This is a genomic window from Klebsiella oxytoca (assembly GCF_009707385.1).
In the GTDB taxonomy this organism is placed as follows: domain Bacteria; phylum Pseudomonadota; class Gammaproteobacteria; order Enterobacterales; family Enterobacteriaceae; genus Klebsiella; species Klebsiella oxytoca_C.
Window position 1 is genome coordinate 669870 of the sequence record NZ_CP046115.1, and the last position, 12820, is coordinate 682689.

Here is a 12820-nt window from a genome sequence, read left to right on the forward strand (position 1 = left end):
TTGAAGTGTGTTCGAGTCTCTCAAATTTTCGCAATCAGAAGTGAAACATCTTCGGGTTGTGAGGTTAAGCGACTAAGCGTACACGGTGGATGCCCTGGCAGTCAGAGGCGATGAAGGACGTGCTAATCTGCGAAAAGCGTCGGTAAGGTGATATGAACCGTTATAACCGGCGATGTCCGAATGGGGAAACCCAGTGCAATTCGTTGCACTATCGTTTGATGAATACATAGTCAAACGAGGCGAACCGGGGGAACTGAAACATCTAAGTACCCCGAGGAAAAGAAATCAACCGAGATTCCCCCAGTAGCGGCGAGCGAACGGGGAGCAGCCCGGAGTCTGAATCAGCGTGTGTGTTAGTGGAACGGTCTGGAAAGTCCGACGGTACAGGGTGATAGTCCCGTACACCAAAATGCACATGCTGTGAACTCGAAGAGTAGGGCGGGACACGTGGTATCCTGTCTGAATATGGGGGGACCATCCTCCAAGGCTAAATACTCCTGACTGACCGATAGTGAACCAGTACCGTGAGGGAAAGGCGAAAAGAACCCCGGCGAGGGGAGTGAAAAAGAACCTGAAACCGTGTACGTACAAGCAGTAGGAGCCTCCATGTGGGGTGACTGCGTACCTTTTGTATAATGGGTCAGCGACTTATATTCTGTAGCAAGGTTAACCGTATAGGGGAGCCGCAGGGAAACCGAGTCTTAACTGGGCGTTAAGTTGCAGGGTATAGACCCGAAACCCGGTGATCTAGCCATGGGCAGGTTGAAGGTTGGGTAACACTAACTGGAGGACCGAACCGACTAATGTTGAAAAATTAGCGGATGACTTGTGGCTGGGGGTGAAAGGCCAATCAAACCGGGAGATAGCTGGTTCTCCCCGAAAGCTATTTAGGTAGCGCCTCGTGAACTCATCTTCGGGGGTAGAGCACTGTTTCGGCTAGGGGGTCATCCCGACTTACCAACCCGATGCAAACTACGAATACCGAAGAATGTTATCACGGGAGACACACGGCGGGTGCTAACGTCCGTCGTGAAGAGGGAAACAACCCAGACCGCCAGCTAAGGTCCCAAAGTCATGGTTAAGTGGGAAACGATGTGGGAAGGCCCAGACAGCCAGGATGTTGGCTTAGAAGCAGCCATCATTTAAAGAAAGCGTAATAGCTCACTGGTCGAGTCGGCCTGCGCGGAAGATGTAACGGGGCTAAACCATGCACCGAAGCTGCGGCAGCGACACGATGTGTTGTTGGGTAGGGGAGCGTTCTGTAAGCCGTTGAAGGTGGCCTGTGAGGGCTGCTGGAGGTATCAGAAGTGCGAATGCTGACATAAGTAACGATAATGCGGGTGAAAAACCCGCACGCCGGAAGACCAAGGGTTCCTGTCCAACGTTAATCGGGGCAGGGTGAGTCGACCCCTAAGGCGAGGCCGAAAGGCGTAGTCGATGGGAAACAGGTTAATATTCCTGTACTTGGTGTTACTGCGAAGGGGGGACGGAGAAGGCTATGTTGGCCGGGCGACGGTTGTCCCGGTTTAAGCATGTAGGCGGAGGCTCCAGGTAAATCCGGAACCTTATTAACGCTGAGGTGTGATGACGAGGCACTACGGTGCTGAAGTGACAAATGCCCTGCTTCCAGGAAAAGCCTCTAAGCATCAGGTAACATCAAATCGTACCCCAAACCGACACAGGTGGTCAGGTAGAGAATACCCAGGCGCTTGAGAGAACTCGGGTGAAGGAACTAGGCAAAATGGTGCCGTAACTTCGGGAGAAGGCACGCTGATGGTAGGTGAAGTGACTTGCTCATGGAGCTGAACTCAGTCGAAGATACCAGCTGGCTGCAACTGTTTATTAAAAACACAGCACTGTGCAAACACGAAAGTGGACGTATACGGTGTGACGCCTGCCCGGTGCCGGAAGGTTAATTGATGGGGTTATCCTCGCGGAGAAGCTCTTGATCGAAGCCCCGGTAAACGGCGGCCGTAACTATAACGGTCCTAAGGTAGCGAAATTCCTTGTCGGGTAAGTTCCGACCTGCACGAATGGCGTAATGATGGCCAGGCTGTCTCCACCCGAGACTCAGTGAAATTGAACTCGCTGTGAAGATGCAGTGTACCCGCGGCAAGACGGAAAGACCCCGTGAACCTTTACTATAGCTTGACACTGAACACTGGTCCTTGATGTGTAGGATAGGTGGGAGGCTTTGAAGTGTGGACGCCAGTCTGCATGGAGCCATCCTTGAAATACCACCCTTTAATGGCTGGTGTTCTAACGTGGGCCCGTAATCCGGGTTGCGGACAGTGTCTGGTGGGTAGTTTGACTGGGGCGGTCTCCTCCCAAAGCGTAACGGAGGAGCACGAAGGTCAGCTAATCCTGGTCGGACATCAGGAGGTTAGTGCAATGGCATAAGCTGGCTTGACTGCGAGCGTGACGGCGCGAGCAGGTGCGAAAGCAGGTCATAGTGATCCGGTGGTTCTGAATGGAAGGGCCATCGCTCAACGGATAAAAGGTACTCCGGGGATAACAGGCTGATACCGCCCAAGAGTTCATATCGACGGCGGTGTTTGGCACCTCGATGTCGGCTCATCACATCCTGGGGCTGAAGTAGGTCCCAAGGGTATGGCTGTTCGCCATTTAAAGTGGTACGCGAGCTGGGTTTAGAACGTCGTGAGACAGTTCGGTCCCTATCTGCCGTGGGCGCTGGAGAATTGAGGGGGGCTGCTCCTAGTACGAGAGGACCGGAGTGGACGCATCACTGGTGTTCGGGTTGTCATGCCAATGGCATTGCCCGGTAGCTAAATGCGGAAGAGATAAGTGCTGAAAGCATCTAAGCACGAAACTTGCCCCGAGATGAGTTCTCCCTGACTCCTTGAGAGTCCTGAAGGAACGTTGAAGACGACGACGTTGATAGGCCGGGTGTGTAAGCGCAGCGATGCGTTGAGCTAACCGGTACTAATGAACCGTGAGGCTTAACCTTACAACGCCGAAGATGTTTTGGCGGATTTGAGAGACGATTTTCAGCAATGATTCAGAGTTGAGTACGCAATAATTTGCGCAGCAGCAAGGCGACAGGCGAAGGAAAGGCAGGAGCATACTGGCGTATGTGACTGGCTTTGCGAGCGCGGGCAACGCAGCTGATGCGATAAAGAATTGCGTACTGAGCACAAAGAATTTGCCTGGCGGCAACAGCGCGGTGGTCCCACCTGACCCCATGCCGAACTCAGAAGTGAAACGCCGTAGCGCCGATGGTAGTGTGGGGTCTCCCCATGTGAGAGTAGGGAACTGCCAGGCATCAAATCAGTGAAGAGCCCATCCTGACGGATGGGCTTTTTGCGTTTTTGTCTTCCGCAAACATATCGATAAACTCCCCGTACCTATATGGGTAACATTCCATATCCTGACACAGATATCCATAGCTTTTGCCTAAACCTGACATGTCCTACAAGGGGACGAGTTACGGCGAAAATGCGACGGGCTGTTTCTGCACTTACCTTCCCACATGGGCTTCAGTCATTTAAGCAGTGGCTACCACTGCGCCTGTTATTAATGAAAAAGCGTCTTGCCCATCCTGCAGCACTGTTATTGCGATAAAACATGTGTCATCAAGCGGCATCTTGTTGATACAAAAAGTAAAACAGCAGCCGTCATGAGAACTGCTGATATTGCGATTAGCTATTACCTGAACGTATTGTTGATAGTTTCGATTAAGGAAAATATGTTTATGTTAAGGCTATCATCTATAGAAAATAACTATCCATGAGTTAATTATCTGAATAGAGTGATTTATTTCGCCATATTTAGTATGGTTTTTTTTGGCCATAGAAATAAGAATATATACATACTTGCTGCTTAATATGCAGGAACAACTCTATTAAGAGCGATTCCGCCAGAATGCTGAAGTTATTCTAATGTAATTATCTTAACAAATGGATAGGAAACCCTCTCATCATGCCGATTCGCGGGCACAACAGCTGGACTTTTTCAGTGAAATGACTTAGTGTCCTTAACACTTTGTTAACTCGATCTGGTTTAAGTTAATTCAAATTTGATAAAAACATAGGGTGCATTGCCTGTATGGAAGCTAACCCGGTAACGTCTTTTGACGAATAGTGCATGTTACCGGCTGGCAATATGAGAATAGAAATGAAAATTCTGATTAACTGGCCTCCTCTGCGCCAACTGATAAATTATATCCGGGAGCGTTTTACCTTTCTGGTATTGCTCTGCTGGCCGGCGATCATCTGGCTGGTTTGTCGGGCGCTTGTTTGGTTAACTGATGGGCTAATGGTATTGCTGGGTAAATCTATCGATGATTCATTTACCGTGTATCTTCAGCCTCTTATGACGTTAAGTGCGCTGCTGAGAATATCCGTTAGTTGGATACTGCTACTATTCATCCTGTTTAGCATGGCGATGGGTTTCACCTGGGTTCTGCGCCGGTTTATGAATCATAATAAATAGAAGCGGCGCCGCGACCTGGAGTTGCGACACCGGTATTGGTTTCAGGCCATCTCCCCGATGGTCTTGCGAAAACGCAGTAGCGCGATAGTAAAAAACACTCCACCGATAGCCAGCAGCGTCAGAAACTGCGGCCAGACGATTGAGAAATCAGCGCCTCGATACAGAATAGCCTGTGCCAGACTGACAAAGTGGGTTGTCGGCATGGTGAGCATGATGTCCTGCACCGCCTGCGGCATACTCTCCCGGGGCGTCGAACCGCCTGATAGCATCTGCAGCGGTAACAGCACCAGGATCATTAACAGACCCAGCTGCGGCATCGAACGCGCCACCGTCCCCATAAAGATACCAATTGAAGTCGTGGCAAACAGGCTCAGCGCTACCCCAAGCATAAAGAGCGGAATAGAGCCTTCAATTGGTACCTGCAGGACACCCTGAACCATCAGGACGAGGGAGAGTCCGGAAACCACCAGTACCACCAGCCCCATTGACCATATCTTCGCCATCATGATCTCAAACGGTGTGACCGGCATAACCAGCAGATGCTCCACGGTGCCATGTTCCCGCTCGCGTATCAGCGCCGAGCCGGTAAGCACGATCGCCAGCATGGTAATATTGTTGATAATCGCCATAACGGCGCCAAAACGCGCCTGCTCGAGATTCGGGTTAAAACGCATCCTGACGGCCAGCTCAACCGGTAAAGCACTGTTATCCCGGTAGCGCGCGACAAAGCTGTTTACCTCCCCGGTAATGATATTCTGAATATAGCTATTGCCGGTAAACGCCTGGCTCATACGGGTGGCGTCAACGTTGACCTGCAGCTCCGGCTGGCGTCCGGCCAGAACATCGCGCTGGAAATCAGGCGGAATATTGAGGGCGAAAGTGTAATTTCCCGCATCCAGCCCGGCGTCCATCTCATCGGCGGTAATGAGCTCCGGAGGTAAAAACCAGGGCCGATAAAAACTATTGATAAGACGCGATGAGAGCTGCGATTTATCCATATCAGCAATAGCGATAGGCGCCAGATGTAGCGAACCGGGCATCACGGTAGCGGAGGAGTAAACCGAGATGGTAAAAGCAAAGACAATTAGCGTCAGCATCGCTTTGTCGCCCAGCAGGCTGCGTAGCTCTTTCATACCCAAATTATAAATATTACGTAATCCGCGCATTATCCCTCCTGTTTCTTCAGCAGCCATACGCTCAGGCCGAGTACCAGCGGAACCGCGATAAGCAGCGGAATAAAGGATGCCCACAAATCCGTCAGATTTAACGCTTTGGAAAACGTGCCGCGCGCAATCGTCAGAAAGTGGCTGGTTGGATAAATCTGACCAATCCAGCGACCTGGACCTTCCAGCGAGGCGACGGGGTCGATCATCCCGGAAAACTGCGTTGCCGGGATAAGCGTAATGATCGCGGTGCCGAAAATCGCCGCAATCTGGCTTTTCATAAAGGTTGAGATCAGCAGACCAAGCCCGGTGGCGATAGTGACATAGAGCAGAGCGGCCAGCGTAAGCGTCAGAAAACTGCCCTTATGCGGCACGCCAAAGACAAATACCGACAGCGCGCAGAGCAGGAAAAAGTTGAACATTCCCAGCACGATATACGGCACCTGTTTGCCCAGCAGAAACTCACTGCGGGTGGTCGGAGTGACGTACAAATTGATAATGGAGCCGAGTTCTTTCTCACGAACTACGCTGAGCGCGCTGAGCATCGCTGGGATCATCATCAACAACAGCGGAATAACCGCCGGAACAATCGCCGGCAGGCTCTTCACATCCGGGTTATAGCGGTAACGAGTTTCGATAGAAATCAGTGACGTATCACGATTAGGGCTAGCCTGACGACCGGCCATTTCCTGTAGCCAGGCCAGATGCATTGCCTGCACGTATCCGCGTACCGTTTCCGCACGGTTGGGCATCGCGCCGTCCACCCACACGCCGATTTGCACCGGCGTTCCCCGGGCGATATCGCGGCCAAAGTCAGGTGGGATTTCGATAGCCACCGCTAGTTCGCCGTTGCGCATTCTTCTGTCCAGTTCGCCATAGTTTTGCAGCGGAGGCTGTTCAATGAAGTAGCGGGAACCGGCGATATTTTGCGACCAGCCCTGACTGCTGACGGTCTGGTCGCGGTCGAGTACCGCAAACCGCAGATCCTCGACGTCCATACTGATCCCGTAACCCATGATAAACATCAGGATCACGGTGCCGAGTAAGGCCAGAGTCGATCGTACCGGATCCCGGCGCAGCTCAAGCGCTTCACGGCGGCTGTAGCTAAACAGACGGCGCAGGCTAAACGCCTGACGCGGCGCAGCGGTTTCGGTTTTGTGTTCAATCGCAGGAACCGTTGTCGCTTCTGTATCAGGTGGCTGCGCCGCATCTGCCGCTTCCTGCAGCCAGGCGATAAACGCCTCTTCAAGGCTGGCCGAGCCGCGCTGTTCGACCAGCGCCTGCGGCGTATCGCTGGCCAGCACTTTTCCGGCATGCATCAGCGAAATGCGATCGCAGCGCTCCGCCTCGTTCATAAAGTGCGTGGAGATAAAAATCGTTACGCGATCCTGACGGGCAAGATCGACCATCAGCTGCCAGAACATATCCCTGGCCACCGGGTCGACACCGGAAGTGGGTTCATCAAGAATTAACATTTCCGGGCGATGAATCACCGCTACCGCCAGCGATAGCCGCTGGCGAATACCTAACGGTAGGGAAGCGGGCAGAATGTCTTCCACCTCTTCCAGCATAAAGCGCTGGCTCATTTCGGCGATCCGCCCGGGGATCTCAGCATCGGGAATATGGAACAGGCGGGCGTGCAGCTCGAGGTTTTGCCGCACGGTGAGTTCGCTATAGAGGGAAAAAGCCTGTGACATATAGCCAACACGGCGGCGAGTCTCGATATCCCTGGGGTCTACCGGTTGACCAAACAGCCACGCTTCGCCTTCGCTGGCCGGTAGCAGCCCGGTCAGCATTTTCATGGTGGTCGATTTACCGCAGCCGTTAGAACCGAGAAAACCAAAAATCTCGCCGCGGGCGATACGAAAATTCACGTGGCCAACGGCGACAAAATTACCGAAGCGCATCGTCAGCCCGCGGGCTTCAATGGCAATTTCGTTCTCCTCTACGTTGCGCGGCGGGATAACCACCTCTTTATGCGCCAGACGTTGGGCTTCGGGAAGCAGGGCGATAAAGGCCTGTTCCAGGGTCTGGCTTCCCGTGTGCGCTTTAAGTTCGTTCGCGCTGCCGGTCGCCAGAACCTCCCCCGCATTCATCGCGACCAGCCAGTCAAAGCGCTCCGCCTCTTCCATATAGGCCGTGGCGACCAGAACACTCATTTCCGGCTGACGCTGGCGAATACTGTCGATAAGATCCCAAAATTGCGCCCGGGAGAGGGGATCGACGCCAGTTGTCGGTTCATCGAGGATCAGCAGCTGCGGATCGTGAATGAGCGCGCAGCACAGGCCGAGCTTTTGCTTCATCCCGCCGGAGAGTTTTCCCGCCGGACGGTCGCGAAACGGCGCCAGGCCGGTACTCTGGAGCAACTCATTGATGCGGATGTCGCGTTCGGCTTTATCATGGCCGAACAGACGAGCAAAGAAATCGACATTTTCATAGACCGACAGGGTATGGTAGAGGTTCTTCCCAAGGCCCTGGGGCATCCAGGCAATTTTCGGGCAGACATCCTGACGGTGGCGCACATCGCTCATATCGCCGCCGAGCACCATGACGTTGCCGTGCTCAATCACTCGCGCGCCGGAAATCAGCGATAGCAGGCTGGACTTGCCCACGCCGTCTGGTCCGATCAGGCCAACCATACAGCGGGCGGGAATGCTCAGCGTAATATCCTTCAGTGCGGTGGTCGCGCCAAAGTGCTGACTGACGTTTTCCAGGCGAGCGATAGTTTTCATTGTGGCAGCCTCACCGTCAGCGTTTCAGGCCACGCCAGCTGGTTATCCAGGCGCACCCAGGCCATGCCGGGCAGCCCGGTTTTGACATACTCAAGATGCTGTTCCAGCAGCTCCGGCGGAATGCGGGCTTTGACGCGGAACATCAGCTTCAGCCTTTCATCGCTGGTCTCCACCGTTTTGGGGGTAAACTGCGCTACGCTGGCGACAAAACTGATATTCGCAGGAATAATCAGATTCGGCGCTGCGTCGAGGATAATGCGTGCTTCGCTGCCCAGCGCCAGCAGACCTGCCTGCTCGGTAGGCAGGAAGAAGGTCATATAGACGTCGGATAAGTCGACCATATTCAGTACCCGCCCTCCAGCGGCCAGGACTTCTCCCGGTTCTGAAACGCGGTACTGAATACGACCATCCCGTGGGGCTTTGAGCTCGCTATCATCGATATCGGCGATAATCCTGCGCTCGGTAGCCTGAGCGGCCTCAACCCGGGTTTGTGCCTGAATAATGCTGGTTCGCGCCGCTTCGATAGCCGCTCTGGCGGCTGAAACCTGTGCTTTTGCTGATTCCAGCGCCGCTCTGGCGCTTTCAGCTGCGGCCTGGTCGTCATCAAGCTGCTGAGCAGAAACGGCGCCGCGTTGAGAGAGCGTGTTGGAACGGACGTGACGCCTGGAAGCTGAGTTCAGTTCCGCCTGCCGCTGCTTCACGACCGCCTCGGCGGCGCGCATTTCGCCTTGACGCTGATCGAGTAGCGCTTTCGCGGCGGCAATTGAGCTTTCTGCTTCTTTGATTTGCGCGGCGGCTTCCAGTCTTTGTTCGTTGAGTACCCGAGTATCCATCCGGGCTAAGACTTCTCCCTGACGAACAAACTGCCCCTCTTTGACCAGTATCGTGTCGATACGTCCGGCGGTTTTGGTGGCAATATCAACTTCTGTGGCTTCAATTCTACCGTTGCTGCTGGCGAAGCCTGCCGGAAGTCCTGGCGGGCGCATCATCCACCAGGCTGCTGCTGCAATCACCACCAGTAAACCAATAACGTACCCGACCCAACGTCGTTTGATTTTGTCCATACGCGACTCGCTTTGTTTCATTGGCTAAGTGGTGCGCGTTTCTGCTCCGCGTGGCGAAGTCTCGTTTCCAGGAAAAGAAGGAAGGGGGTAAGGCAACCGGAGCGTGATTTATGCTGCGCTGCTAACCGGTCAGAATGAGGTGCGATTAATGTGGTCATCATCAGCCATCCTCGCCTTAATGAAACACGCATATCTATTGCTACCGTCTATGTGATACTAACACCCGCACTAAGTGTGTCCATATACATCATATGGACTTGTCGTAGGGTTAACATAAAAAAAGTGAAGACACCAATAAGACAATATTATCCTTACGGCTGCCTGATTTTAATGCTACAAATAGGGATCGCCCAATCTTCAGTTCACTTGATTAAATCATCATACTTATTAGCTGTTTCTCAACGCTAATAACCTGAGGATATTATTACCAGGCAACTGGCGCATTTTTAATCTGGTTGCACCTGAAGAACTGTTGTATGATCTGCGGCCCTGAAAATACACTAACGCCGGGCGAGTGCTTTATTCAATGAAAGATGAAAGCCAAAAATATATCTCGATTATTTTTAAGGAATGGTTGCCGCTGTACGACAGCCTGACACCGGAAGTGAAGGCGGTGCTTAAAAATATTGCCGGGCAGCAGGCGGAGGCGTTAGCAGCCCGTTTTTATGACTTTATTTTCCAGGATCCGGACATCGCCAGGCACCTTACCTATGATTTAGTCCAGGAGCGGCTCAGCAGTTCGCTGGCTCTTTGGGTGAAAGATATCCTGATGAGTGAGAAGGAAAATTTGCCGGCGCTGGCGGAGCGGCAGTACCAGATCGGCAGCATTCATTCGCGCATCGGTATTCCGGCAGAAGCGGTTCTTCGCGGTGCGCGCCAGCTGAAAGCCGGGCTGATTGAAAATATCCGCGATAGTAACCTCGATCGCGAGACCAGCGTTGCCGCCATCTACTACGCCATCATGGCTATTAATATGGCGGTAGAAATGATGTGCCATGCCTACACCTTATCCCACTATCGGGCGACAAAAAATGAAGAGGCTTACCGTCTGTATAGCCTGATGGATAACGTGCCGCTGGAATATGGTAAACAGCAGGCTGCTCTCTCCGGATGGGAAAATACCGCTATTTTTAATATCGTTAGCGATAATAAGACCGATATTAACGGAGCGTTATTATCTGATTCGGAATTTGGTTTGTGGTTCCGCCATAAATGCGTGCGTTATTTTAACAAAAATCCGCAAATGCAGGAAATCACCGACTTAATTAGTAAGGTCGATGCCCTGTTATCCGCCTGGAAATCATCGACTGACAATTCAGAGTATAAAAATACCCAGGCTCTGCTGCAGGGGATCCACATTCATTGCCAGCAGATCGGCAGCCAGCTGGGGGTTCTTTTTAGCAGCCTGTCGCAGATGCAAAGCGGTAAGGATACGTTGACCAGCCTGTTGAACCGCCGTTATCTGCCGGTTGTTCTTAAGCATGAAGTGACGCTGGCGATGGAATATGAACTGCCGATGACGGTAGCGATTATTGATATCGACCACTTTAAAGACATCAATGACAGCTGGGGTCATATGGTTGGCGATCGGGCGATTAAGCACGTCGCGGAACTGCTCAGCGATAATATCCGCTCCAGTGACTATATCTTCCGCTACGGCGGTGAGGAGTTTTTGCTGGTGCTGGTGGAAACCGGCGCGGCAGAGGCCTTTACTATCCTTGAGCGGCTGCGCAAAAAAATCAGCCAGCTGGCGTTCAGCGTTGGCGCTGACAATGAGATTTCGATCACCGCCAGCATCGGCTACGCCGTGCATAGCGGTCATCCGGATTACAACCTGTTGCTGCGCGACGCCGACAGCGCGCTTTACGTCGCTAAGCGCGCCGGGCGCAACTGCGTGAAGAAGTATGAGGGCGAAGGGAATTAATCTGCCGAGCCCTTCCCGGAGGCGGCGCGCTGCGCCTGTCCGGGCTACCTGATCGCAGGCGGCAGTGCACCTGTAGCCCTGGCAAGGCGCTTCAGGCGCCGCCCCCGGGAGAGATGTGGCAACGGCTTTCAATGTGGAGGGCGTTCCCGGAGGCGGCGCGCTGCGCCTGTCCGGGCTACCGGATCGCAGACGGCAGTAAACCCGTAGCCCGGGAAAGGCGCTGCAAGCGCCGCCCCCGAGAGAGATGCGGCAACGGATTTCAATGCGGCGAGATCTCCGCGCCTCAGAACAACACCGGTAGCCCCAGGCCGCGTTTCACCTCATGTAACGTCCGTTGGGTCAGCTGGTGCGCCCGCTCGCTTCCCCGGCGCAGCAGCTCCAGCAGCATGCCTTTATCCTGAATACAGGTCGCCCGGCGTTCGCGTATCGGCGCCAGCAGCTCCTGCAGGCAGGCTTCCAGCTCGTTTTTGCACTGTCTGTCGCCCAGCCCTCCGCGCTGATAGTGGGCTTTCATATCGGCAACGATTGTTTTATCGGTATGGAAGGCATCGAGATAGGTAAAGACCACGTTACCTTCGATCTGGCCCGGATCGGTAACTCGCAGGTGATTCGGATCGGTATACATCGCGCTGACCGCACGATGGATCTCGTCTTCGCTGGCCGAAAGCGTGAGCGTATTGCCCAGCGATTTCGACATTTTAGCATTGCCGTCGACGCCCGGCAGGCGGCTTACGTCGCTGAGTAGCGCTTTACAGTGCCGCAAGATCGGCGTCGTCGTCAGGCTATTCATCTTGTGCACGATCTCGTTGGTTTGTTCAATCATCGGGAGCTGATCGTCGCCAACCGGCACCAGACCGGCTTTGAAGGCGGTGATATCGGCGGCCTGGCTAATGGGATAGGCTAAGAACCCTACCGGCAGCGATCGCGAAAATCCCTTCTGCGCGATTTCATTTTTCACCGTTGGGTTGCGTTCAACCCGGGCGACGGTGACGATATTCATATACAGCGCGCTGAGTTCGGCCAGCGCCGGCAGAGCAGATTGCAGGCAAATAGTGGTCTTCTGCGGATCGATGCCGACGGCGAGATAATCGGCCATCACCTCAAGAATGTTGTGGCTGATTTTTTGCGGGTTGCTGCCGTTATCGGTTAATCCCTGCAGGTCGGCGATCAGGATAAACTGCTGGTGGTCGTGCTGAAGCTGTACGCGCTGGCGCAGAGACCCGACATAGTGGCCGAGATGCAGCTGGCCGGTGGGGCGGTCGCCGGTCAGAATAGTGTGGCTGGTGTTCATGAGTGACTCCTTTGGATGCTATCAGGCCGAAGGGCGACACGCAGAAACAACAAAGCCGCCTTCCGGCGGCTTTGAATAGTGGAAACGTTAAATCATGCCGCCTGTTATGCAGGCAGCCACCAACGGCAGGGGTGAGATATGACAACGTTTCTGTTCATCCTGTTATCCTGCCACGAAAAGTCGCGGTAGCGAAA

At 53.6% G+C, this 12820-nt stretch carries 6 protein-coding genes and 2 rRNA genes; 4 read left to right on the top strand and 4 right to left on the bottom strand.

All coding sequences use genetic code 11. The annotated features are described in order from the left end of the window. Positions 1 to 62: 62 nt before the first annotated feature. The 3 genes from GJ746_RS03160 (at position 63) to GJ746_RS03170 (ending at position 4452) form a co-directional block, all read left to right on the top strand. Positions 63 to 2968: ribosomal RNA gene (locus GJ746_RS03160) — 23S ribosomal RNA — on the top strand. 198 nt (positions 2969 to 3166) lie between these two features. Next, a 5S ribosomal RNA gene (rrf, locus tag GJ746_RS03165) occupies positions 3167 to 3282 on the top strand. An 852-nt stretch (positions 3283 to 4134) separates the two neighbouring features. Then, positions 4135 to 4452 carry a hypothetical protein gene (locus tag GJ746_RS03170; protein WP_154678894.1) on the top strand — a complete coding sequence of 106 codons (318 nt, stop codon included), beginning with the start codon at positions 4135 to 4137 and terminating at the stop codon, positions 4450 to 4452. Positions 4453 to 4493: 41 nt separating this feature from the next. On the opposite strand, the gene GJ746_RS03175 is transcribed toward GJ746_RS03170, so the two are convergent. From GJ746_RS03175 to GJ746_RS03185, 3 genes are read right to left on the bottom strand one after another with little or no spacing between them, the layout of a single operon-like run. Continuing rightward, the gene (locus tag GJ746_RS03175; RefSeq protein ID WP_154678895.1) at positions 4494 to 5618 is read right to left on the bottom strand and encodes an ABC transporter permease; all 1125 of its coding nucleotides are present in this window, start codon (positions 5616 to 5618) and stop codon (positions 4494 to 4496) included. Continuing rightward, positions 5618 to 8347: a ribosome-associated ATPase/putative transporter RbbA gene (rbbA, locus tag GJ746_RS03180; RefSeq protein WP_154678896.1), complete on the bottom strand. Its 2730-nt coding sequence runs from the start codon at positions 8345 to 8347 to the stop codon at positions 5618 to 5620. The genes GJ746_RS03175 and rbbA overlap by 1 nt, the downstream gene beginning before the upstream one ends. Next, positions 8344 to 9411, bottom strand: a complete 1068-nt coding sequence (locus GJ746_RS03185; RefSeq protein ID WP_154678897.1) for an HlyD family secretion protein — start codon at positions 9409 to 9411, stop codon at positions 8344 to 8346. The genes rbbA and GJ746_RS03185 overlap by 4 nt, the downstream gene beginning before the upstream one ends. A gap of 526 nt (positions 9412 to 9937) precedes the next feature. Here GJ746_RS03185 and GJ746_RS03190 point away from each other — a divergent pair. Then, positions 9938 to 11335 carry a diguanylate cyclase gene (locus tag GJ746_RS03190; RefSeq protein ID WP_154678898.1) on the top strand — a complete coding sequence of 466 codons (1398 nt, stop codon included), beginning with the start codon at positions 9938 to 9940 and terminating at the stop codon, positions 11333 to 11335. Between the two features lie 283 nt (positions 11336 to 11618). Here GJ746_RS03190 and trpS read toward each other — a convergent pair whose 3' ends face one another. Beyond that, a complete protein-coding gene (gene trpS / locus GJ746_RS03195) occupies positions 11619 to 12626 on the bottom strand; it encodes a tryptophan--tRNA ligase (protein ID WP_154678899.1) in 1008 nt (335 codons plus the stop codon). Positions 12627 to 12820: the final 194 nt, after the last annotated feature.